This is a genomic window from Paraflavitalea sp. CAU 1676 (assembly GCF_029223285.1).
Taxonomy (GTDB): domain Bacteria; phylum Bacteroidota; class Bacteroidia; order Chitinophagales; family Chitinophagaceae; genus Paraflavitalea.
Map to the genome: position 1 here is coordinate 334,924 of NZ_JARHUJ010000008.1, position 25,274 is coordinate 360,197.

The 25,274-nt window shown below is 50.7% G+C and carries 17 protein-coding genes; 7 read left to right on the forward strand and 10 right to left on the reverse strand.

The window, feature by feature from the left end; all coding sequences use genetic code 11:
* Positions 1-209 precede the first annotated feature (209 nt).
* Entirely contained in the window at positions 210-2,420 is a 2,211-nt protein-coding gene (locus P2H89_RS26235; RefSeq protein ID WP_275832667.1) for a sodium-translocating pyrophosphatase, read from the reverse strand.
* Positions 2,421-3,081: 661 nt separating this feature from the next.
* Positions 3,082-6,162, reverse strand: coding sequence for an AsmA-like C-terminal region-containing protein (locus tag P2H89_RS26240; RefSeq protein WP_275832669.1), 3,081 nt, complete (start codon positions 6,160-6,162; stop codon positions 3,082-3,084).
* Positions 6,163-6,237: 75 nt separating this feature from the next.
* Between P2H89_RS26240 and P2H89_RS26245 the strand changes: the two genes are divergently transcribed.
* The 4 genes from P2H89_RS26245 (at position 6,238) to P2H89_RS26260 (ending at position 9,736) form a co-directional block, all read left to right on the forward strand.
* Complete coding sequence (locus P2H89_RS26245) at positions 6,238-6,840, forward strand: RNA methyltransferase (RefSeq protein WP_275832671.1); 603 nt, start codon at positions 6,238-6,240, stop codon at positions 6,838-6,840.
* Positions 6,841-7,006: 166 nt separating this feature from the next.
* Positions 7,007-7,483 (forward strand): TlpA disulfide reductase family protein, encoded by a 477-nt coding sequence (locus P2H89_RS26250; protein ID WP_275832673.1) that lies wholly within the window; start codon positions 7,007-7,009, stop codon positions 7,481-7,483.
* A 555-nt stretch (positions 7,484-8,038) separates the two neighbouring features.
* Positions 8,039-8,806, forward strand: coding sequence for a hypothetical protein (locus P2H89_RS26255; RefSeq protein WP_275832675.1), 768 nt, complete (start codon positions 8,039-8,041; stop codon positions 8,804-8,806).
* Between the two features lie 153 nt (positions 8,807-8,959).
* Entirely contained in the window at positions 8,960-9,736 is a 777-nt protein-coding gene (locus P2H89_RS26260) for a hypothetical protein (RefSeq protein ID WP_275832678.1), read from the forward strand.
* Between the two features lie 156 nt (positions 9,737-9,892).
* On the opposite strand, the gene P2H89_RS26265 is transcribed toward P2H89_RS26260, so the two are convergent.
* The 8 genes from P2H89_RS26265 to miaB form a co-directional block, all read right to left on the reverse strand.
* A complete protein-coding gene (locus P2H89_RS26265; RefSeq protein ID WP_275832680.1) occupies positions 9,893-10,498 on the reverse strand; it encodes a thioredoxin family protein in 606 nt (201 codons plus the stop codon).
* A 34-nt stretch (positions 10,499-10,532) separates the two neighbouring features.
* Complete coding sequence (locus P2H89_RS26270; RefSeq protein WP_275832682.1) at positions 10,533-11,495, reverse strand: YihY/virulence factor BrkB family protein; 963 nt, start codon at positions 11,493-11,495, stop codon at positions 10,533-10,535.
* A 24-nt stretch (positions 11,496-11,519) separates the two neighbouring features.
* On the reverse strand, positions 11,520-12,569 hold the full coding sequence (mltG, locus tag P2H89_RS26275; protein WP_275832684.1) for an endolytic transglycosylase MltG: 1,050 nt from the start codon (positions 12,567-12,569) through the stop codon (positions 11,520-11,522).
* A 117-nt stretch (positions 12,570-12,686) separates the two neighbouring features.
* Positions 12,687-13,013 (reverse strand): preprotein translocase subunit SecG, encoded by a 327-nt coding sequence (secG, locus tag P2H89_RS26280; RefSeq protein WP_275832686.1) that lies wholly within the window; start codon positions 13,011-13,013, stop codon positions 12,687-12,689.
* Between the two features lies 1 nt (position 13,014).
* A complete protein-coding gene (locus P2H89_RS26285) occupies positions 13,015-14,205 on the reverse strand; it encodes a hypothetical protein (RefSeq protein ID WP_275832688.1) in 1,191 nt (396 codons plus the stop codon).
* 8 nt (positions 14,206-14,213) lie between these two features.
* Positions 14,214-14,816, reverse strand: coding sequence for an LptE family protein (locus P2H89_RS26290; protein ID WP_275832690.1), 603 nt, complete (start codon positions 14,814-14,816; stop codon positions 14,214-14,216).
* Positions 14,800-16,044 (reverse strand): sigma-54 dependent transcriptional regulator, encoded by a 1,245-nt coding sequence (locus P2H89_RS26295; protein ID WP_275832692.1) that lies wholly within the window; start codon positions 16,042-16,044, stop codon positions 14,800-14,802. Before P2H89_RS26295 ends, P2H89_RS26290 begins: the two co-directional genes overlap by 17 nt.
* Positions 16,045-16,119: 75 nt before the next feature.
* Positions 16,120-17,544, reverse strand: a complete 1,425-nt coding sequence (gene miaB, locus P2H89_RS26300) for a tRNA (N6-isopentenyl adenosine(37)-C2)-methylthiotransferase MiaB (protein WP_275832694.1) — start codon at positions 17,542-17,544, stop codon at positions 16,120-16,122.
* A 349-nt stretch (positions 17,545-17,893) separates the two neighbouring features.
* On the opposite strand from miaB, the gene P2H89_RS26305 reads away from it, so the two are divergent.
* The 3 genes from P2H89_RS26305 to P2H89_RS26315 all read left to right on the forward strand — a co-directional run bounded on the left by P2H89_RS26305 (position 17,894) and on the right by P2H89_RS26315 (position 25,239).
* The gene (locus P2H89_RS26305) at positions 17,894-20,509 is read left to right on the forward strand and encodes a TonB-dependent receptor (RefSeq protein ID WP_275832696.1); all 2,616 of its coding nucleotides are present in this window, start codon (positions 17,894-17,896) and stop codon (positions 20,507-20,509) included.
* A 774-nt stretch (positions 20,510-21,283) separates the two neighbouring features.
* Positions 21,284-22,336, forward strand: coding sequence for a patatin-like phospholipase family protein (locus P2H89_RS26310; protein ID WP_275832698.1), 1,053 nt, complete (start codon positions 21,284-21,286; stop codon positions 22,334-22,336).
* 143 nt (positions 22,337-22,479) lie between these two features.
* Positions 22,480-25,239, forward strand: coding sequence for a T9SS type A sorting domain-containing protein (locus P2H89_RS26315; RefSeq protein ID WP_275832700.1), 2,760 nt, complete (start codon positions 22,480-22,482; stop codon positions 25,237-25,239).
* The last annotated feature ends 35 nt before the right edge of the window (positions 25,240-25,274 follow it).

Genomic DNA, 25,274 nt, shown 5'->3' on the forward strand with positions numbered 1-25,274 from the left:
TGACAATAGTGTTGGGTGAATTAGCTTAATCAGTCAGCAAAATGCCGGTTATGGATGGTGGAGAGTAGTTGGGGAAGGGGATAAAAAGTAAAGACCCCATGTGGAAACATGGGGACTTTGGTATTTGGTATGATATAGTGCCTTTAGTTATGAGTTGCAAATATAGAGCAAGCTGCTGAATATTTGAACGTTTAATTCTAAATATTTCGTTAGAATTTTCCTGTAGTAGCGTTAGTGCCGGCAGCTGCCTGCTTCACCACCACCTGCTCAGTTTTAGGCTGAGCGGGCTTGAACACCTCGGGCTCAGGATTGTGAATTTGTTTCAGCGTAGGGGCTATTACCAGCGAAACGATCGACATCAGTTTGATGAGGATGTTCATTGACGGACCAGAGGTATCTTTGAAAGGATCACCTACGGTGTCACCGGTAACGGACGCCTTATGTGGTTCAGATTTTTTGTAGTAAGTCTGGCCATTGATCTCCACACCTTTCTCAAACGATTTCTTGGCGTTGTCCCATGCACCACCTGCGTTGTTCTGGAACATACCCATCAGTACGCCACTAACGGTAGCGCCTGCCAGGAAACCACCGAGGGCTTCAGGACCAAATGCAAATCCGATGATCAGCGGAGAAACGATCGCTATAGCACCAGGCAGCATCATTTTCTTGATGGAAGCGTTGGTAGAGATCGCTACGCACTTGTCGTATTCGGGTTTGCCGGTACCTTCCATGATGCCGGGAATGGTGCGGAACTGGCGACGTACTTCTTCTACCATCGCCATCGCTGCCTGACCAACGGCCCGGATAGCGAGGGAGGAGAATATGAAGGGGATCATACCACCTACGAAGAGGCAGGCCAGTACATCCGCATGATAAATATCGATACCCGAGATACCCGCAACGCCTACGAAAGCGGCGAAGAGGGCCAGGGCTGTAAGGGCGGCAGAAGCGATGGCAAAACCTTTACCAGTAGCGGCAGTGGTGTTACCAACGGCGTCGAGTACGTCGGTTTTTTCGCGTACTTCTTTGGGCAGTTCGCTCATTTCGGCGATACCACCGGCGTTATCGGCAATAGGACCGAAGGCGTCGATAGCCAGCTGCATCGCAGTGGTGGCCATCATACCGGCAGCAGCGATCGCCACACCGTAAAGACCGGCGCAGGCAAAAGAGCCATAGATACCGGCAGCCAGCACAAGGATGGGCAGGAAGGTCGATTCCATACCTACTGCCAATCCACCAATTACGTTGGTAGCGTGGCCGGTTGAAGACTGGCGAATGATGCTCATTACCGGACCTTTACCCATTGCGGTATAGTATTCGGTGATGATGCTCATGAGGGTACCCACGGCGAGGCCTACCCCAATAGCGCCGAGAACGCCCCATTTGGTGAATTCAGCACCACGGAGTTCCATGGTTTCGGGCATCAGGTAGTATACCAGTCCTACAGACGCAGCAGCGGTGAGGATGATTGAACCCCAGTTACCCATATTGAGTGCTTTCTGTACAACGCCGGTACTGATGCCTGCATTGTCGCTGATGCGCACGAATAATGTTGCGATGATGGAGAAGATGATACCAACACCTGCAATGAGCATAGGCAGCAGGATGGGAGCAAATCCGCCAAACTGATCGACGGAGGTGGTCTCTTGTCCAAGTACCATGGTTGCAAGTACGGTAGCCACATAAGAACCGAACAGGTCGGCGCCCATACCGGCTACGTCACCCACGTTGTCGCCTACGTTATCGGCGATGGTAGCGGGATTGCGGGGATCGTCTTCGGGAATGCCGGCTTCTACTTTACCAACGAGGTCGGCGCCTACGTCGGCCGCTTTGGTATAGATACCGCCGCCTACGCGTGCGAAGAGGGCGATCGATTCGGCACCCAGCGAAAAGCCGGTGAGCACTTCTATCGTTTGAAGCATCTCCGGAGAAGATACTTCTGTGGCGTGAAACATTGTTTTGAGGAGGATGAATAATCCGCCGAGACCGAGTACTGCGAGGCCCGATACACCGAGGCCCATTACGGCGCCACCGGTGAAGGATACGTTGAGGGCTTTGGCTAAGCTGGTTCTGGCGGCCTGGGCTGTGCGCACATTGGCTTTGGTGGCAACACGCATACCGATGTAACCGGCGGTAGCGCTGAATACGGCTCCAATAGCAAAGGCAATCGCGATGGACCAATGTGAGTGAGGGTTGGCTTGTGCCATAACACCAAGCAGCAGACCTACAATAACCACAAAATAACCGAGGACCTTCCATTCCGCTTTGAGGAACGCCATCGCACCTTCTGCGATGTACGTGCTGATCTCCTTCATACGGTCGGTGCCGGCATCTTGCTTAGCAACCCATTTAAACTTGATCAGGGTGTAGAGCAGGCCTATGACTCCCATCACAGGTACGAGATAGAGCAATTTGTCCATAAGTAGTTGATTCTGATTCGAGTTGTGTTTTTAAGGATGGCAAATATATGGCAAAAGCCCTCTAAATCAATATGGGAGCGGATTTTTTTGGCCTGCATGGTTATGCGGATTTACCGGCGGCGGGAGCTGGTTTTGCGGGAGAGTGAGGGGTGGGGTAACTAGTGGCGTTTGGCCTGGCAAGTTGGGGTTCCCGGGCTGCTGGGGTCGGGTTTTCCGGGGGGATGAGGGGCGTATTAGCCGGTGGCCGGGGCGGGTTCTGGTAGGCCGCCCCCTGGGCAACCTTGCGCCACCCGGTCAGTATTCTGCGGGCGGCTGCTTCATCGTTAAGGCATGGCGGGTTGCGCTGATATCCACTAAAAATGGCCTGTTTTCATAGTGGAGCCAGGCAATACTTAGTCAATGCCAAAGCGGGTTGCTGGCTGAGTTCTGAGTGTGTAGTATGGGTGCAGGTAGGATGAGGAGCGGCGCTATGGGTAAGGGTGGCGGGTGAAGAGCGGACCACGGATGTAGGCTCAAGTGAACCGACGGTTTTAGGAGGCCTTCCCCAAAAAGCAAACCCCGGCCGATAGGCCGGGGTTTGAATGATATGTTAACTGCGGGATCCTAAACTGGCTTGAGGGATTGGGTGGCCCTGGGTGTACGGTTTAGCATGCCCTGCCGCTTAATGCTTCGTACTGTCCGTGGTCGCCGGCTTCTTCTTCTTCAGGAACCCATTGATAAGGCCCTTGCCGGTTTCTTCGAGGTTCTTCTTCGCGTCTTTCGTGCCGCCGGTATTGGTAGTATCCTTCTGTCCCGAGATCTGCTTCGCCAGCTCGTCCTTAAGACCCTTTACGACCTGGTTCTTGGCCGAAGCGATAGAATCCTTGGTGGCCTGCTTCGCTGCCGCTACGGCGCTGTCAGCGGCCGCTTTCTTAGCTTCCACGAAATCGGTGGCCTGGGCCTTCATATCCTGTGCCAGACTGCTGCCGGCATCCTTCAGATCGGTTTTGATAGAAGGGTTGGTGATGCTGCCGCCGATATTCACCTTGAGGTTGATCACATCGCTCAGCTTTACAGGAACGCCCTTGGCTGTTGCCTGCGAGGCCAGGTTGTTCACCAGGCTATTCGCCTTTTCGCCCAGCTTGGCGCGCGGCACTTTCAGGTTCATCACATAATCGAGCGACTGATCGAGCCCGTGCATGCCACCTACTTCCATATCCATATCCTTCACTTTGAATGTAAAGGGTTTCACCAGCACTTTGCCATTGGCAAACTCGAAATAGTTCTTGATATCTTTTACGGAGATCGATTTCAGGTCCGTGATGTTGAGCGTGGAAGCCAGTTTCTCCAGTGGCTGGAACTTCGCCAGGAATCCTTCCAGCAAAAACAGGGTACCATCTCCCGTCAGCGTGCTCAGGTCGGGCATCATGTCTTCTCCCAATTTACCTTTCATCGTCATTTTTGAAGTGAGCTTGCCCGCAATGAACTGTCCGATCGGCATCAACTTCTGCACTGTATTGAAGGCCGTGAAGGTCTTTTGCACGTCGAGGTTTTGTACATCGTAAGCCAGTGAAATATCAGGGTGGGTCTTGCTGGCTTTGGTGGAATAAGAGCCGTTCAGTCCGATGCTGCCGTCGAGGGCATTCATCTTCACATCTTTCAGCGCTACCGTTTCATCTTTTAATGCGAGGGTGCCGCTGATGTTCTTATAATCTACCTTGTCGTACTTCACTTCATCCACCTTGGTATTGAGTGTAAGCTGAATATTCTTAGGAACGGCGAAGGGCGCTTCGCTGGTCGTAACGGTTGCCGTATCGGTGGCATCGGTCGTAGCGCCCATCAGTTTATTAAGGTCCAGTTTGTCGGCCGATACATTGAGTGTTCCCGTAAGGGGCTCATCCTTCATGGCATAGCCGATCAGGTTGTCGAAGCTGCCATTGGCGTTGAAATTGGTACCCATGAACTTACCCGCCAGGTTGTTCAGCGTTACATTCTTCGGGTTGAAGGTGAGTCCGGTATTGCTGATGCTTACTCCATCGGGATAGTCTTTCGATTTGTACACGATGTTGCTGCCCTTGATGGCGCCGGAGGTCTGGAAAGCTTCGTACTGTCCTTTATCGATATACGATTTCTTTCCTTTAAAGGCGATATCAGCATTCAGCAAACCTGCCAATGAGGTACCCGCTTCGAAGGCATAGAACTGTGCGATATTGGCAAGGTTGAGTCCACCTTTCACTGTTCCTTCAAAATAAGGATCGGAGGCCGGCGTCTTCAGCAACAGCGTAAGATCGGCCGCATCTTTGCCCACTTCTACGTGTGCAGCGGGGATCTGAACGGTAGTATGATCGGGCACGCCATCGGGATTGTCGATATTGATGCGTGCGCTGGTATTCTGGATCGGTTGCGGGAAGTCTTTGGATGAGTAGAACAGGTTGGCGATGTCTACAAAACCTTTGGCGCTGAATTCGCCGGGCTTTTGCTGCGTCATCACGGCCAGGTTACCCTTGGCGGTCACGTCGGCGCTTACGGTGCCCGCGAGCTTGGTATCTGGCAGCTTCACGAATTGGGTAATGCTGGCGAGGTTCAGTTTTCCCTTGGCACCTGCATCGATGTATTGATCGGTAAGGGGCTTTCTCAGTTCAAGGTGGAAGTCGAACGGATCATTACCGAACTCAATATGCGCTTTGGGGATATTCACCACGGTATTGTCGGTTACACCATCGGGATTGTTGACCTTGAGGTCGATGTTGATGTTCTTAACCGGCTGTGGCAGGTCGGGGTATTGGAAGAACCCGTCCTGGATGCCGAGGTTGATATTGTAAGCGGGGATCTGCGTGGGACTGAATGTTCCTTTTACAAATCCGTCGAAGAGGGCCTTGCCGCTGGTCTTGATATTGGCAAAGTCCTGCTGGTAAACGGCAGGCACGAGCGAAAGGATGCTTTTGAAATCGGTAGACGGCGCCTTGAAAGCGATGTCCATGTTGTAGGTGCTGTCGTTGACCAACTGGAAGAATCCTTCGGTGCTCACCTTGAGATCGTTCACATTGATCTCATCGGTCTTGAAACTGTATTTGCTATTCTTCGAGTCGATCTGGAAATCTGCGTCGATGGCCGTTTTCGTTTTGGCCAGGTAGGGGATTCCGCCGTAGGTAAAGGTTACAGCGTCGGCGGTGGTGTTGGTTTGGAGCGTGAACAGGTCGGCGGTAAAATCGCCGCTGCCTTCGTGGTTGAGGTTCACGATCTCGCTGCTCATACCGGCACTGGCGTCGTCGTAGTACACATATCCATTCGTGATGGCATATTTTTGCAGGTTCAGCTTGAAGGGGCTGGCCGGCTCTTCGGGCGTAGCTACGGTGGCCGTATCGGGTTTGGCGATATCCCAGTTGGCTTTGCCTTCTTTGGTGACCAGGGCATGAATGCGGGGCTCATCGATGTTGATGGCATACACTTTCATGTCTTTGGCGCTGAATACGCTAAAGAGATTCACGGCTACGTCGATCTCTTTGGCGCTGATGAGGGTGTCTTTGGAGAATTCACCGATACCGATCACCTGCAGATCTTCGAGTGCCAGAGACACACGGGGAAAGCGACGGAAGAAGGAGATGCTCACATCTTTGAAGTCGGCTTTCGCATTGATATTTTTGTTGATCTGTTCCTTGGCGATCTTTACGATCTTCCCTTTGAAGATAAAGGGGGCAGTAAAGAGGATCACGATCAGTACAAGCAGGGTGATTCCGGTGATCTTAAGTATTTTCTTAAGCATGGTAATCAGGGTTTGCGATGGTTTACAGGTTGCAAAAATAGTTTATTGTACTTTAGCATTCAATACTTTACAAATATGACGCCAGAAAGACGTGAAAGATTGTTATCAGTCCTTAATAAACGGCAAAATGACCTTACGATTGTCCTGGAGAATGTATTTGACCCTCATAATATTTCGGCGGTAATGCGTACCTGCGATGCCTGTGGCATCCAGGAGATCTATGTTTTGAGTACCCGGATCGCCCCGCACAAGAAATGGGGCGCCAAAAGCAGCAGCAGTGCGGCCAAATGGCTTACTATACATCAGTTCACGAATACGGAAGAATGCGTAAAACAACTGCGTACCCGTTATGACCGTATTTTAACGACCCACCTGAGCAGTGATGCCGTAGATTTGTACAGTATCGATTTCACGGGGTCGATGGCGCTGGTTTTTGGCAACGAACACTCGGGCGTAAGTGAAGAGATCCGGACGATGGCGGATGGCAATTTCATCATCCCGCAGCAGGGCATCATTCAGTCGCTCAATATTTCGGTGGCCTGTGCGGTGACCTTATACGAGGCTTACAGGCAGAAGAAGAATGCCGGGCATTATGCGCAGCGTAAGCTGCAGGAGCCGATGCTCGGCAACCTGCTTACCGAGTGGGGTTTTTTGGGCGAAGACAGGGTGGTGGATTAGGAAAGGCAGCGAGGCAACGGAGGTGTTCCCGACATGCGTCGGGACATCCAGGCACCGAGGCAACGGAGGTGTCGAGGCAACCGGGGGGAGAAAGGCATCCAGGCACCAAGGCATCCCCGACAGGCGTCGGGGCAACGATGGGAGATCCAATCACTGAAATGAAATTATGAAAAGAATTATCCTTTTACTCTTGATCCTGTTACCGGCGCTGGGAGCCCTGGCGCAGGTGAAGAAGATCAAGATCACCGACCTGGAAGCGCATATGCAGAACAGCGATCATCCGCTGGTCATCAGTTTCTGGGCCACCTGGTGCGCGCCCTGCGTGGAGGAGATCCCTTACCTGCAGGAGGGCGTGGCGCAGTTTGCCGATCAAAAAGTGGAACTGGTGCTCGTGAGTCTGGATTTTCCCAAAGACTTCCCCAGGAAACTGGAAGCGTTCGTCAAAAATAAAAACTACAAGGCTACCATCTACTGGCTCGATGAATCGGACGCTGATTATTTCTGTCCGAAGATCAATGCGCGCTGGCAAGGCGGCATTCCCGCCACTTTGTTTGTCAACAATAAAACCGGTTACCGGCGTTTCTTCGACCGCGCCCTCACCGACCGGCAGGTAGTGCCGGAGATAAAGGCTGCATTGAAGTAATTCCTTCGCTTAATCCGGAACAGGTGGCGCAGTTTGTGTGGCAAGCAGTGGTGGCGTGGGGAACACCGGGCTTGCTGTGTACAGCGTGTGCCGCTCCGTGGTGGGAGGAGAGGCGAACACCGGGCTCGCTGCGTAAAGTGTATGTCGCATGTGGTAGCCGGTGGGATACTGAACACTGGGCTTGTTGAGCGAAACGTGGTCCTGAGCTTCCAGAGCTAGTCGTGGTCCGCGCGCAGTGGTGGCGAGTGAAGTGCGAAACGTGACTTGTGATTTGCTGACTGGTTGTGTTCCGAAACTCCGGTTGTTTCTATACGTTGGTACGACCTGCAGTATAGTTTGGCAAACTGAATTGCCATTTCATGCACAATAATTGCATACCCAGGATCGTGTATATTTTTTCCTCCTACTTTTGCAATCCACTCTCTGTTAGTCTTCCAGGTCGTTGTTAACAACACTCATTTATTATTCCATTTCCTCAAAAACCGCGCGGGCTGCCGGCCGGTCGCAGCCTGTGGTGTTTTATCGTTTCTAAAAACTCATTAAATCTTTTCAAGTATGAAGAAAGGGAATCGTATCTCTTTAATCGTGGGCGCTTTGGCCCTGGTTAGTATGTTGAGTAGTTGTAACAAGCTATTGGATTATGTAAACAAAGGTGGCGGTGAAGGGGAGTCTGTAACTGCCTATCGCATCAAATCCATCAAAGGATGGAGCCCGCTGGATAGCGTCATTGCTTCCTTCACCTATAACGAAAAGGGTGACCTGATGAATATCACTTTCGACAAACCCTCTACAGGTCGTTTCAATACCATCTTTCGTTATAATCATGAGGGACAGGTTACGGACCGCATCACTACTTACGATGGCAAGTTTTTCGATAGTTGGTACCACTACGTGTATAACAATGCCGGCCGCGTGATCCAGGATACCCTTTATCAATTGGGTACTATTACGGATGACCGTCCGACCGACAATTCGACCATGCTGGTTTCCAACTACAGTTATGATTCTTATGGCAGGGTGGTGAAGACCGAAACAACGGTATTGAAGCCCAACATCAATTACAAGTTCACCACCGACTATCCCTATGATATCAAAAACAATCTCGTGGGAAGAGCTGATACGGTTGATACCAGGGCGAGCCTGTACCGGATCGATCCCAACTGGATGCTGATGGCGAAAGACTACAGTCTCAATAATCCGTTCGTTGCCGATGAATACAATAAAGCAGGTTTACCTGTAAAGCTGCATTACAAAGACGGTTATTTCTTCCACTTCCTCCATGTCTGGTTTCCATCCCGGCAAGTGGAGATCACTTACGAATAGCTTAGTTGTTACCCTTGAAACTTAGATCGAAGGGCCCCGGATATTTCCGGGGCTTTTTTCCTCATATTATGTTTCCCCCCAATGATAATTTGGGCATAAAATGGTAGCGATACCCTGGCCTCAGTTTTGAAACTACCTGGCCAAACCGAATACATGAGGAAGATCTACCCAATCTATCTGCTTTGCAGCCTGCTTGCTATTGCCCTTTGCTTTGTTGCCTGTCACAAACAGGAGCCCGCCCTGCGAAAAGGGCCCAAGAAAAATGACCAATGCCGCGTTAGCTCGATGCGGTATTCTTTTCCCTTCGATTCTGTACTGGTTTCCTTTTCTTACAACAAATCGGGCGATCCGCTCAGGATCACCCAAACCAATACCGGTACCGGCCGGCCTGACGGATTTTTCCTCTATAACAATAAAAAGCAGCTTACCGATTACATCGGTTTGTACAATGACAACACGTTTGAGTTCTGGCACCGCTATGTCTATGATAAGAACGGCCGCATTGTGCGTGATACAGTATTCTATTTCGGCTTCATCGATAATGGTGAGCCCGATCTGTATTATGATGTGGCGGTCGTTGCCTTCGAGTACGATCAGCAGGAACGCATCAGCCATACCTCCCAGGCGTGGTACAATGCTCCCGGGTTTCCACTGCGTACAGATTATAGCTATGATGCACGCGGCAACCTGGTGATCCCCGGCGTGGTCTATGACGATCAACCAGCCATTCACCGCACGAGCCCCGTGTGGATGTTCATTGACCGCAACTACAGTGTTAATAACGGCTATGCTACCGGTTGGAATGGCAATGGTTTGCCCACGCATATGGGTTTGAGCAGCCAGGGTGGCCAGTTTGCCGGGTTTTACAATGGTAACTTGTCCAACATTGAATACCTGTGCAGCGGCGATCGCAAAGGGATTGTGGACTGAAGAGGGTGAGGGAGGAGGCGCCGTTGAGGTGAACTTAAACGGGCGGACCTACACGAAGGGAAGAATGAATTGCACTGCGATGGCGGAGTGCAATCCCCAAAAAAGGCCACCGCTATGGGTGGCCCTTTGTCTGACATGATTTTAAAAACGGGGTGCTCATGACTTTCTCTTGATAGAGCATCCGATAGAACGGGATTGTTTAACGCTCACATCCTTACCGGCGGTCACTTCATCAATTGCTTCCTTAAGGTGCTTGCGGTTTACAGCTTCGGCATTATTTGGATTGTCGTCGATGGCGCCGTGGTAAACCAGCTTTCCTGCTTTGTCGAACAGGAAACATTCCGGTGTACGGGTTGCGCCAAATGCGTCGGCGAGTTCATTGTTTTTGTCTTCGGCATAATACCAGTTGAAGCCCTGGCCATCTCCGTATTTCTTCATCGCTTCGAGCGATTCGGAACCGGCGCGGTTGCCTTCATTCGAGTTGAGCAATACTACGCCCACTTGTTTATCCTGTGCGTATTTGCAAACTTCGTTTGTGCGGGATTGGTTGTTGATCACCACCGGGCAGGTATTGCAACTGAACATGACCAGCAGGCCATTGTCGCGGGTAGCTCCTTTAAGGGTAAGTTCTTTGCCCGAAATGTCTTTGATCTTGTTCTCTGCTTTGGGAAGTGGTGCGCCGATCGGCAGTGGGTCCGTGTGGACGGTGAAGGCCAGCAATGCTATGACCGGTAGCACCAGGCATGTCACAAGCTTCTTCATGATACAATGGTTTTACTACAAGTTAACGAAAAAATCATTTCGCCAGCTGCCCACTTGTCTCATGTTTTACCCGTTCATCAGACAACGCCTTGATTGAGTGGATACTCACGTTCAATTCATAGCCGATTAATAATACCAGCGAATTGATGTATATCACGATCATAAGCACAATGATGGTGCCAATTGAGCCGTAAAGTGCATTGTATTTGCCAAAACTGCTCACGAACAGGGAAAAGCCCACCGTAGAGAGGATGCTGAGAAAAGTAGCCAGTATTGACCCTGGCGATACGATGCTCCATCGCTTCTTGATGGCCGGCGCATATTTGTAAATAAAGCCAAATGCGTAAAAGATTAACGCTATCAGGAATCCCCAGCGCACGAATTTGATGATCGACTTCACGAAGTTGCTGCTGATACCCATCCAACTCAATACGATACCCTGCAGCGAGAGCAATAACAGGCAGGAAAAGATGAGGCCCATCATCAGCAAAGTTAGCTTGATAGCTGCCCAGCGGGTTTGTAATCCTGTTCTGCGTTGAAAGCCAATATAGTTCTTATTGAAGGAGCGCATCAGCCCCATCATGCCGTTGGAGGCGAAGAAGATCAGCAATATGAAGCCGAAAGAGAGGAGTCCTATCTTAGGATCGTTCCAGAAGCCGTCGACGAATTTGATGATCTCTTTGTTGTATTCGGGAGCGGGGATCATGTCCCGGATAATTCTTTTCAGTTCCCATTGCACCGATCTTTTCCTGATGAAGGGCAACTGGGGTATCAGGGTGAACAGGAACAGGCATGTAGGGGGGATGGCCATGATGAAGTTGTACGATACGGCCGAGGCCCTTTCTGTGAGCCCTACTTTCTTCACCTGCTCGAAGAAGAATACCCCCACGTCATACAGCGGCACCCGATCGAAGCCAGGCAATATGATGTGCTTGCTTCTGTCCGTTACGAATTTAACGGGCGGTAAGTTCAGCAGTATGCGCTCCAGTTTGTTCATTAGTATCCTTGGTTCCTCGCTTGTTTAGTTGGCTGCACTGCTATCTTCAGCGGCTTTTTTCTTTGCCGCCCGCTCGTCCATCGATTTGTGGAATTCACGGGCATAGGCCATATGGTCCTTATAGTTCTCGGTGAAGATATGTTTTGTAAGATCGGGACTCACTACAAAATACAAATACTTTGTCGTTGGTGACTGGAGTACTTTATCGAGTGTGGTGAGTGACGGTGTGCAAATGGGGCCCGGGGGCAATCCTTTGTTCCGGTAGGTATTGTACGGCGATTCTACCTGCAGGTGTTTTTCGTATATGCGTTTGATGGTGAAATCGCGCAGGGCAAACTTCACGGTGGGGTCGGCCTGCAACATCATGCCGCTGCGGTACCTGTTGAGGTATACGCTGGCCATGGTGTCCTTTTCGCGGTTGTTCTGGGTTTCTTCTTCAATGATGGATGCCAGGGTATAGGCTTGTACCGTAGTAAGTCCATGGTCTTTGGCCTGTTGTTGCCTTTCGGGTGTCCATACCTTTTTGTATTCGGCAAACAGTTTTTTGAAGATACCCGGTGGGGTATTGTTCCAGAAGTAGGTGTAGGTATTGGGGTATACGGTGGCCATGATGGTATTGGCATCGAAGCCATAGGCTTTGAGGGTATCCTCATTGCTCATGTATGCCATTACGGAGGCGGAGTCGCACTCGAATTTGCGGCCAATGAGGGCGGCCAAATCTTCTTTGGTGCGCACCTTGGTGATCACAAGGTTTACGGGCACCTGGCGGCCATTGCGCAGCATGCGCACGATATCCGACAGGCTCATGCCTTTGCTGATCTCGTATTTACCGGGCCTGATCATTTCGGGCAGGTCCATACGGCGGGCCAGGAAATCGAACGACCCGGGGTTGCGCACGAAGTTGCTGTCTTTGATGGTTTGCAGCACTTCGTCGTAGTTGGCGTGGCCGGTACGGATGTAGAGGTATTTGTGTTTTTCGGCAAAGGGTGTATTGCCCATAAAGAACCGCCAGCCTATAAATGCAGCACCGGCCAAAAGGATAATAAGTACGATCAGTATCAGCTTCTTCCACATAGGTATAAAAGATTGACGCTCTAAAATAGTTAAAGCAGGCAGAATTGGAAACTTATGGCCAGTAATAAAAAACCCTGCCATTTCCGGCAGGGTTGCAATATGTTGTTCGATCAGGTTTTACTTGGCTGCAGGTGCTGGTACTGTTCCCTGAGCAGGGGTGGTAGCAGGAGCTGTTTGCTGTGTAGAAGGCCTGATGTTGGAATCGTTCACTGAAGGGCCACCGCCTTTGATAAAGAAGGCTGAGCAGAGGCAGAGCAATGCAATGGCTACCGCCATGATCCAGGTTCCTTTTTCCAGTACGTCGGTCGTTTGTTTTACGCCCATGAACTGGGAGTTGAAACCGGCGATATTACCGGCCAGGCCACCGCCTTTGGGGTTTTGGATAAGGATAAACAAGCCCATCGCTACACTTGCTATAATGATCAGTATCAGGAAAAAAATCATATCACAATGCTTTTATTTGTTCAATACGAGCTGCAAAATAAGGGGTTTTGGCGGGATTCAGCAAACTTAATTTCTCGTATATCGCTATGGCTTTCTGCTTACTACCTTGCTTCACCCAAACCTCGGCCATGGCTTCTGTAACGATCTCTTTGCCTTCTACGGATGGGCTCGCAAATGCCTGGATCGATTGCTGTACCGTATCCTCATCGCCTGCGTTCGGGATATCCGGGTTGCCGGCTGTGGGCGGTATCTTTTTCATGCTCCTCAGCCAGTCGGTAAAGCTTTTCAGCTGTTTGCCCAGTTTGTCCTTCATGTCCACATCCCGCAGTTTGATGCCGAGAGAGGCGAAATAGTCGATGGTATGGTAAGGTTCAAATACCGGCTCTTCGTTTTCGCTGATCGATGGCTTAAAGGCTTCCGATAAGCCGGAAATGCCCGGTAATGGTATGGTAATCAATGGAGTCTCCTGCGCAGCAGCAGGTGTATCCTGCACGTTTTCAGCGGGTTGTGAGGCGGCTGATGGGGTGCTGGCTGGCCCTGCGGCGGTGACATCGCCAGGTACAAAAAATACGGGCTGTATCTTAAAGGCCTCGATGGCCTCCGGGGTTTCAGTAGCGCTAGCCGGAATTTCGGCCGTGGTGATGGCCGGCGGCACATCGTCTACCAGGCTCAGGGGTTCTTCTACCAGACTTACCGGTTCGGATACGCCGGGGATGAGTATTTCGGTTTCGTCGATATCGTTGATCTCGTTTGCGGCGGGCTCGGGCATTGCGATCCTGGTCTCCACCACGGGGGCTACGAATGCTTCGGGGGCGGCAATTGCCTCGGGGGCTGTCGGTGTTTCCTCTACTGGGTTTGTAGCGGTGGGGATGGTTGCCTCAGCATCCGGTGCCGGGCGGGTTGTTACGGGTTCCGACCGGTGCGTTGGGATTAGCAGCGTTTCTGCTACCGGCTCATGCTCCTGGAGGGTCCAGTGCAACCACAAAGGATTATTGAACCAGGCAACGGCATGGGCCGATTGGGTGGCGGCACGGTCGGGGGCCGTATCGTACACTTTCTTGGCCAGCAGCCAGTGACCTACTGTTGAGTAGGGATGGTCTTCCGTGAACTGCTGCAGCACCTGCTCGGGTACTTCCTGCAGGGAATCCTTTTGAAAAAAGTGTTTTACAATCGTATGGATATGTTGTTGCATGAAGGTTTTTACCAGTTTGAGAATAAGCGGTTGAAGGCTTCATCCACCATGTTCTTGATGATGTCTGGCGTCAGCTGCGGTTCGGCCTGGGTAAGGGAAAGGCTGGCGTTGAAGTCGAAGTTACGGGAAACCGTGGCTTCGAAGTTCGATTTGGGATCGTCCGGGTTCTTGTTGTTCACCAGTTTGATCGACATGGCGACGGTAAGCCGGTTAATCGATGCCTGCTGGTTGGATATAGCGGATGTGCTGACATCGTAACCGGTGACGGTGCCCGATATCTGGTAATCGCCATTGTCCTGTACCGGCGACAGACGGGTTTGACCCACGATCTTTTGCCGCAGTTTATCGGTGATCTGCGGGCTCAATTGCGGGTTCACGTACCGTGCTTTGTTGAGGAACAGTTCTACCTGAAAGGTCTTCACATCGGCCGGTATGCTGCCCAGGTCTTTGAACGAATAGCAGCCGCCGAGTACCAGCATACCGGCGAGCAACAACAGGGCCAGGAACCGGATGCCGGTAGCCTTGAACCATTGATGCAGTGTATTGCCGATATTGCCGGACCGGCTGGCGGTCCCGTTACGCTTTATAATGAGGTCATTCTTTGATATCATATTCTTTTAACTTACGGTATAAGGTCCTTTCACTGATTCCCAGATCGGTGGCGGCGTCTTTTCTTTTGCCTTTGTGTTTTTTGAGCGCCTTCATGATCAGGTCTTTTTCCATATCCATGATGTTGAGGGAATCCTCTACTTCTTCATGATGATGGATAGCATCGTCGTGGTGCAGCATTACCGGTTGTGCGCTGGTTACCGCGCCTGGCTGCTGCATGATCGACGGCGCCATGATCTCCTTGCCGCCCTTCAGTTCATTGATCATGGACTGATGTTGCTGGGCCATGCCTGGATTCTGCAATATCTCCACAAACATCTTCTTCAGTTCCGTTACATCTTTCTTCATATCGAAGAAGAGCTTGTACAGGATCTCGCGTTCGTTGGCAAATTCATGCCCGTTGGTGTTGCCGGTATTGCCTACGAATATCGGGAGCCTGTTCGAGGTGTCCCTATCGGGCAAAAAGCGGCGGAGCTCCTGGGCAGTTACCTGCTTGTCGGTGGCAAGAACGGAAATCTGCTCCGCAATATTCTTCAATTCACGAATATTTCCGGGCCAGCCATAGTTAATTAACACATCTTTCGCCTCATCGTCAAGCTGGATGGGCATTGCCTTGTATTTCTCTGCGAAATCAACAGCGAAACGCCTGAACAGCAGGGGTACATCTTCTTTGCGATCGCGCAGGGCGGGCACGCGGATGGGCACCGTGCTGAGGCGGTAATAAAGGTCTTCGCGGAACTTTCCGTTTTGGGTGAATTCCAACAGGTCTTTATTGGTGGCTGCAATGACGCGTACATCGGTCTTTTGTACCTTGGACGAACCTACCCGGATGAACTCACCGGTTTCCAGTACACGCAACAGGCGCGCCTGGGTGCCGAGCGGCATTTCGCCAATTTCATCGAGGAAGATGGTTCCTCCGTTCACGGTTTCGAAATAGCCTTTGCGGGAATCTACTGCGCCGGTAAAGGATCCTTTTTCGTGACCAAAGAGTTCGGAGTCGATGGTTCCTTCGGGAATGGCGCCGCAGTTGACCGCAATGAAGGGGTTATGCTTACGGTTTGAAAGGGCATGAATGATCTGCGAGAAGGCTTCTTTACCGGCCCCGCTCTCGCCGCTGATCAATACGGTGAGATCGGTATTGGCTACCTGGGCGGCTACCTGCAGGGCAAAGTTCAATGCAGGTGAGTTGCCAATGATGCCGAAGCGGTTTTTGATTGATTGGATATCCATAGTCACAATTCTTTTAGCTCATTTAATCTGGTTTCACAATTCCTGCCATCATCCTTTATTATTAGCAGCCGGTGATTACTCAACGATATGACCGATCAGCGTTCCGCCGGTGCATTCCGTTACAGTAACCATCGCATAATCGCCTTTGTTCAATGCGTGGCCGCCTTTGGGAAAAACTACTACTTTGTACTGACTGGTACGGCCCATCCAATCGTTGGCACTTTTCTTAGAGTCACCCTCGATCAACACCTTTACGGTTTTGCCGAGATCCTTCATATTGCTTTCGTGACTAAGCTTGCGTTGCATGTTGATGATCTCTTCCAGCCTTCTCTTCTTTAAGTCTTCGGGTATATCATCTTTGTAACGGCGGGCAGCCAGTGTGCCCGGCCTTTCGCTGTAGAAGAACATGTAGGCGTAATCGTATTTACTGTACTCCATGATGCTAAGCGTATCCTGGTGATCTTCTTCCGTTTCGGTGCAGAAGCCCGCGATGATATCGGCGCTGATGCTGCAGTCGGGGATGATCTTCATGATGCGATCTACCTTGGCCATGTACCACTCCCTGGTATAGGTGCGGTTCATCAGTTGCAGGATACGGGTAGAGCCACTCTGCACAGGCAGGTGTATGTATTTGCAGATGTTCTCGTATTTCGCAATGGTATACAGCACATCATCATTGATGTCTTTGGGATGGGAGGTGGAGAAACGCACACGCAGCAGCGGGTTCACGAGGGCCACTCTTTCGAGCAACTCAGCGAAGGTGACGATGTGCTCGCCATTGATGCCACTGCTCCAGTAATAGCTGTCTACGTTTTGTCCCAGCAGGGTTACTTCGCGGTATCCCTGGTTGAACAGGTCCTGGCATTCCTTCACGATGGAGTCTGCATCGCGGCTGCGTTCGCGGCCACGGGTAAAAGGTACCACGCAAAAGGAGCACATATTGTTGCATCCCCGCATGATGCTCACAAAGGCGTTGATGCCATTGCTGTTGAGCCTGATGGGGGCGATGTCGGCATAGGTTTCTTCCCGGCTAAGGAGTACGTTCACCGCCTTCTGACCTTCGGCCGCTTCTTCGATAAGGCCGGGTAATGTGCGGTAGGCATCGGGACCTACTACCAAGTCTACCAGTTTTTCTTCTTCCAGCAGTTTGGACTTCAGGCGCTCGGCCATGCAGCCCAATACGCCGATGAGGGCGCCGGGTTTTTCTTCCTTTACCGTGCGCAGGTCGCTGAGGCGCTTGCGCACCGTTTGCTCGGCCTTCTCGCGGATGGAGCAGGTATTGATCAATATCAGGTCGGCTTCTTCGTAGTTGCGGGTAGCTCCAAAACCACTCTCGTTGAGGATAGAGGCCACAATCTCGCTATCCGAGAAATTCATCGCACATCCATAACTCTCTATGTAAAACTTCTTGCCATAGGCAACAGGGTCATTCACGAAGGGGGCATAGGTTTCTCCCTGGCGATTTTCGTCCTGTTTGGTATGGGTAATCAGATCCGGCATCAGTTATTCAAAATTTGAAAGGGGCAAAGATAGCTAAAATGAGGGATAAATAATGACAGGATGGCAGGGCTACAACCACTGCCTTCCTTGTTGAACGATAAAACGATTGTTAGTCTGTTCTCAAATGAAAATGTGGTTAAAAAATGTAAACGGGCGAACAAGTCCGGGTAGATAAAAAGCGTCTGTAGGGTGGAATAACCGGCTAAAGTGGCGGTTGGCGGGGGATACAGTAGCGGGAAGGGGCCATTCCGGTGTCCTGATTGTACAGGGCTTCCGTTCATACCTGAAATATGGATATTGGACCCAATTGATTTAGCAATTTTTCATGAAAAGTTAACTTTACGCTTGCATGACCCTTATTTACCGTAGCTTTTTGTTGATATTTTCTATCGTTTGGGCCTTTTCCTTGCAAGCACAGGAATCGGCGAGCCAATCGCCTGGTATCATCACCGGCAATATCCTGGATGAAAAACAAAAAGCGATCGGCGACGCTACGGTCGAGCTGCAATTGCTGGCCGACACCCTCACCCGCAAAACGACCCTTTCGGACAAGAACGGTAATTTCTCCCTTTCCAATATTGCTTTTGGCTATTACCGGTTGAAGATCACGTATGTAGGTTTTCAGCCCATGGTCATCGACAGCATGAACTTCAGAACAGAGCGGTTCGATTTCAATATGAACGACCTGGTGATGAAATCGGGTACTTCTTCCGAAATGGCGGAAGTGGTGGTGTATGCCGAGAAGCCCCTGATCCAGAGCCGGGATGGCAATATCACGTTCAATGCCGGTGAATCGGCCCTGAGTGCAGGTTCTACCGCCAGTGAGTTGCTGAAGAGCGTGCCGCTGGTGGCCAACGATCCCGATGGCAAGGTGGTGGTGCGGGGTAAGGAGCCGAAGATCCTGATCGACGATAAACCGGTTGACCTCAACGCCCAGCAGCTACAGGATTTTCTCGAGTCGCTGCCCGGCAGTATGATCGAACGCATTGAAGTAATGACCAACCCGCCACCCCAGTATGCCAATGAGCAGGGCGGCGTGATCAATATCATTACCCGTAAGGGCAGGGTAGGTGCCGGCGCGCGGTTGAGCCTCACAGCAGGCACCAATGGCGAACGCAATATCAGCGGCAATATCAATTACCGCAAAAAGGGTTTGTCCATCAACCTCAACGTCAATACCGGCGATAACCGGGTGAACGGGTACGGCTATTCCAAACGGGAGAACCTGTACAAGGATTCCACGAACTATTTCAACAGCACCAACAGTTACCGCAACCGCAATACCCGGCCTGGCGCCCGGTTGAGCATCGATTACGATATCGACCGCAACAATATCGTGAATGTGCTGCTGCTCTTCAACCACAATGATTTCAGGAACCGGAGTGAGAATGAATATACCAACCTCAACCAGCACCAGGAGATCTATAAGTTAAGCAACCGGTATGTAGAAACGGAGGGGCAGAACGTAAACCCCGCGATGAACCTTACTTATACCCATCGCGGTAAGAAGCCGGGTGAAACGTTGCGCCTGATCGCTGGCGCCAATTACTCTTATAACCAGAATGACCGTACTTTCTTTCAGCAGTTCCTGTTTCCGGATCGTACGCCCACGGGTGTCGACTCTACGCAACAGCAGCTCAATGATAGCTGGAACCATGGGTATAGCGTTCGTGTGAATTACGATAAACTGCTTGACAATAAATCTACCTCCTTCTCGGTGGGTGGAGGTACTGTGGCCGATGCCAGTCATGTGGTGTTGAATACGCAATACTGGAAGAAGCCGGATAACGTATATGTGAAGAGCGATCTGTTGAGTAATGATTTTGGTTTTAAACAGAGCGTACACAGTGGCCGCTTTTCGATGAAGCAGATCATCTCCGAGCAAATGAGCGTTACGGCCGGTGTTACTGCCGAAGTAACCGATATTAAGTTTGACCTGAAGGATAAGACGGAGGTGAACAATGATTATACTACCTGGCTGCCTTTCGCCAATTTCAACCAGCGTTGGGAAGAGGTGCTGAACCTGAGTGTGGCTTATCGTAAAACGATCCGCCGGCCGGGTATCGGTCAGCTCAACCCTAGTATCGACTACGGTGATCCAAATAATATCCGTTACGGTAACCCGGAGCTGGCGCCTACTACAGCGCATAACTTCGACCTGGTGCTGGGACGGAATGGCAATAACTATTACACGAACCTGGGCTTCGGCTACAATGTGGTGCAAAGCATTTTCAGTCAGATCCGCAACCTGCTGCCCGATGGCAAAACGGAAACAACCTGGCAAAACATCGACGATCGCCATGAGTATGAAGTGAGTACCTGGAGCGGGTATACCTTGTCGAAAAGGTTGCGGATGAATGCGAGCGCGAGCTATACTTTCAACAAGTACAGCGAATACGACAAAACGAAGAACAAGTACCGGGATGGCGGTTCGTTCACGACGAGCTTCAATGCCAACTACTCGCCCCTGGATGTGTGGAACTTCAATGGCAATTTTACGCTGAACCGCTTTGCCAATCCGCAGGGCACGGTGCGCAGTAACGTGCGTATGAACCTTTCGGCTCAATATAAGCTGCTGAAGAAGAAACTGATCCTTACGCTCAATGCGATCGATCCTATCTTCCAGCAGAAATATACTACGTATACATTTGGTCCCAATTACAACCTGGAGTCTTTCAGTAATGCGCGTACGCGCAGCTATCGTCTCACGGTGAGTTACAACTTTACCAACCTGGTGGGTGGGGGTAAGAAGAAGCCGTCGGCTGCAGCCTCGGTGCCGGTGAAAGGTGGAGCAGGTGCGACCGGGAAAGGATCCCCGGCTAATGGGGTGAAGCGCGGTGAGCCTGCCAAGGCTACGACACCCACTAGCACTGAAAAGAATGGCCAGCCTGCCAAGGCTGTACCGGCCAAACAACCCGCGGCTAAAGTGAAGCCGGAGGGTACGACGGTTGGTGTTCCTATTTAATCGATCAAAAGACTGAGCTATGTGGCCTGCTATCGACCAGTTGAAGGGTTGATGGGGGCGTGGCTATTGGGAGACTTGCTGTCGTAGCAGCTGTGATTGACCGTGAGGTGGTGTGGTGTGGGGAGGCTGTGGCGAGGGCAGGGTGAGATGTGCAGCAGCGTGGCGGCGAAAGGAGGAGTAAGCAGATGAGCACGAGCAGTAACAACGGGGGGGAGGCAGCAGCAGACCAGGGCCTGATCACCGGTAGATCAGGAGGGGACCAGGAGCAGGTCAGGGACTCCCCGGGAAGTGCATCGCTGTAAAGTCGCTATAATGTCGCTATAAGGTCGCTATAAGGCCGGTATAATGTCGCTAAGAGGTCGCTACAGTATCGCGATGATAACGCTGTAAGAGGTGGGGGAAAGCCGCCCAAAAGACTGATTTTGGCCTCTGCGGGTAATAGCTGATATGGTATCCTGGCCGGCATGGTGCGTTTTTATTGTTGTTTTTGTGGATGGCTGATCGTGTGGTGTGATGCCTTGTAAGCTGATGTAAATTTGTAAAATCCCCTCTACATATAAGACAATTCAATACGGTTATTCGTTGCGTATGTGGGTAACTGTTTTTGTTGTTTTTTGGCGTGGTAGTTATTGCCTTTTGCAGGAGTGATACTCCTGACGAGTATGTCAAACTGAGTGATCGGACGAAATTGTTCAGAGGCGCTCTCGTCTCTAAAAAAACGTTAAAAGGGTTACGTGGCTTTTGTTCACGGCGACTGGTAGTTACATTTAGTACATGAAGCATTTACTACTTTCTACCGTATTGTTTGTTTCGACGGGCATTGCCGCTGTGGCTCAAGCCCCTTGTTACAAGAACCTGGTATTGGAAGGCGGCGGTGTGCGCGGGTTTGCTTATGCCGGTGCTTTTGAAGTGCTGGACAGTTTGTGTATCCTCGATGATATTGAGCGGGTGGGAGGTACGTCGGCCGGAGCGATTCAGGCGGCGTTGCTCTCGGTGGGGTATACGCCACGCGAGATATTATCGTTAACAGCCTATGTAAAGCCGCAGCAATTCAATGACGGATCCTGGTTTGTGGGTTCGGGAATGCGCCGGTTGAATAAAGAATTTGGCTATTACAAGGGCGAGAAGATCTCGGAATGGCTGGAAGAATTGATTGCGCGCAAAACAGGAAATGGTCTTATCACTTTTGCCGAATTGCACCGGCTTGGACGATCGAAAGGATACAAAGATCTGTACATAACGGGTACCGACCTTACCTATCAGTGCCTGCGTATTTTCTCCCATGAACAATATCCCAATATGGCCATCAAGGATGCGGTGCGCATCTCGCTCTCCATTCCGCTTTATTTTAAACCGGTATTGATCGATGACCAGGGTAAGGTGTACGAGAAAAAGGAGAAAGGGATCGTTCTCCATACTATGGTTGACGGGGGCGCCCTCAGCAATTATCCTTTGTTCCTGTTCGACTCTTCGAAATACATGGCCGGGGTGGTCTTTCCCCGCAATGTGTTCATGGAAAACCCGGAGACGCTGGGGTTGATGATGGAGTCGCCCGAGCAGATCGCCCATAACCGGTTGAAGGCGGGTAATTCTCCCATTCCCATCAAGAGCCTGAAGGATTATATGAAAGCTGTGTATGTTACGCTGATCGACAAGCCGAGTCCGGAGGCTAATGGCAGCAGCGCCTGGAAGCGTACCATTACCATCAGCACCCTGAACTATTCGGGGCGGGTGCGTAAGTTGCCGAAGAAAGTGGTGGAGGACTTGCTGGAGAGTGGAAGGGAGGGCGTGCGGCGGTTTTTTGCATCTTCCGGCAATCCCGCATGAACTTGTATGTGATAAATGATTATACGGTTTAATCGACCTGTGGATCTATTCGCGCCTGCATGAAAGCGTTTGATGGCGATGATTCGCATTGGCTGAAATAAGCATTCGGAGGAGGGCGTTTATAGGCCCTAACTTTCTTGCCTATGCTCCGTAAGCTGGTGAAATTATTGAGTGCGCTCTTTTTTCTGCAGGCCAGTATGGCGTATGGCCAATGTCCCGGTTCCTCTCCGCTGACTATCGATAATATCATTACAACGGAAATGCGTTGCCCTTCGTCGGCCACTGCCAATGCCATTGTATCGGGAGGTGTGGCGCCTTATAGTTATGCCATTACGGCGGGCCCCAGGATCGTGACCCCGCAATCGTCCAGTCTCTTCAATGCCTTGCCTGCCGGTCTCTATACCATGCGGGTTACCGATAACTGTGGTAACAATACAACACACGATTTTCAGATCACCGGTTCTTATACCGTTACCCAATTGACCAATGTATTGAGATCGCCGTCCTGTACCGGCAACAGCGATGGTGCTATCGAAGTAAATGTTACTGCCGGTGGCCGAGCTCCCTTTACTTATGAGTTGATAGCCCCTTCACCCATTATACGTCCTGTACAAACCAGTAATCTTTTTGACAATTTGCCCATAGGCAGGTATACGTACCGGGTAAAGGATTCCTGTGGTAATGTGCAAACGCGAACGGTAAACCTGCTTGATAACACCAACAATAACTTTTTGATTGTAGACCTGAAATTGAATTGGGTTGCCTGCGATTCCTTTTATGTTGCTTACCGGGTAACGTCGGATGCAGGAGCCAACTTCAGCATGCCTTTTGAATCCGAATTACAGTTGCCCAACGGTTCGGTGATCAAGCGCGTTGTTGCAACTCCCTCTGCTACTATTCTAGATACCTTCCGCTTCAGGTACGGTCACCTTAAGTCGGTGGACCCCTGGTTGCTCCTTACCGTATATAACGGATGCAGGGTGCCGAGGTTGTTGAATTACAGAATGCCGCTGGATATGTCGGTCGTGAAGGAGGAGGATGGCAGTTGCAGCGGCTTATACCGGTACATATTTGATCAAGGTACAGATAACAATCCTGCCTATCCCTATAACAGACTGGTACATTGCGGAACTATTACTTATTCGTTGATCAATCCTTCAGGTACAGTGGTGGCTACCCAGGTCAATAATTCAACCTTTTCCGGTTTTCCGCCAGGTATTGGTTATAAAGTTGTCCGGGAGACCTGCTGCAATAAGGATACGCTGGAGTTTGACTGGGCTACCATGCCGTTTCATAAATTGACGTACAATATTGACCTCGGCTGTAAAGAAGGTACAGCCGTTTTGCGGATACAGAACAATGGAGCCGATTCAGGGATTGTGGTGATAGAATCAGGTCCTGCTTCGGTGACTTTTGCCAATGGGGTTACCCATACCTTCACGTATCCGGATACCATCAGACGAGTGTTTTCTTCGTCTGCCAGTATTGTACTGGGATATCTCACAGAAGGTTCTTACAGGATGTATTATATCAGCGAATGCGGACATAAGGATACTGCTAATATCGTAATACTTCCCGCACACCTGAAACGCGTTACTTTCAACACCAGTCTGGTAAAAGGATGTCTGAATGATAATAAGATCGTTTGGGAAGGAACCAGCAATTTCCGGGGAGCTGATAATATTACCATTACCAAAGGCACGACGGTTACCACCAGGTCCGTATCGACATCGCCCTTTAAGGATTCTGTCGTTAACCTTGCTCCGGCTTTCTATACGGTTGAATACCTGTACCGGAACTACCGGCCTACCCATTTTGTGACGGGCATGGCCGGGCTTGCCTGCGACAAAATTACCGCGTACATCAATGTGCCCAATTATACGCAACCCTTTCTTAGAGATGAAGCATTGGTGGGGCGTTGTGCCAGCGACCGGCTGGTGTCGTTGGTGCCGGATAGTTCAAGCGGGGTATTGCCTTTCTGGTATGATGTTTTAGCCGGTCCTGTTATTCCTCCGGGCCAAAGCCATCCTCTTTATACCAACCTGCCTCAGGGAACGTATACCGTTAGGGTAACGGATGCCTGCGGCAACAGTTATTCGGATGATATATATTTTGATAGCCTTATCAAACCAACGCTTGATGTTCAGCAAGACTGCCAATTCGAAACTTTTACCGCGTTTGCGACCTCTTCGCCTTCCTATGATTATCACTGGATCTATCCGGATGGAACTGCGCTGCCAGGAGGCTACCTTGGTTTGTGGCCCTACACGATCAATGATGCAGGAACCTACCGGCTGGTGGCTACCAGTATATTAGCGGGCTGTATTTATACAGAAGATACGAGCATTACACTAACGCTGTGTTCCCTGCTGCCAACAGAACTGTTAAGCTTTAAGGGTGTTGCTGAAACAAATGTGGTTTCCCTGCATTGGAAGATAGCAGCTGCTGGTACTGTGCATCGTTTTGTTGCAGAACGTAGTGCAGATGGTAAACTGTTTACGCCGTTGGGTTCGGTGCCGGCAACGGAAAGTGTAACTACTTACCGGTTTACGGATCAACATCCGCTTGCCGCCAAAGTCTGGTACCGGCTGCAATTGGTAGATAATAATGGTAGTACCGTTAAAAGCAAGACGATTGTTGTCGACAGATCTCAAACCAGGTCGCTTAGAGTGTACCCTGTGCCGGTCGATGAACACGGCCAGGTTTACCTGGACCATCCGGTAGCCACTACTGCCACACGTATCGAAGTTGCCGACCTGCTGGGCCGGGTAATGATCAGGGCAGCGGCCGTAAGTGGCGTCAAGCAGTCGCTGGTCGATATCAGCAAATTACCGGCGGGCAGTTACCTGCTGATCTACCGGGATGGCAGACAGACGCAAACCGTTAAGTTGTTGAAAAAGTAGGTGGACCCGGGACGAGTTGCTTTTCCGTAACCGGC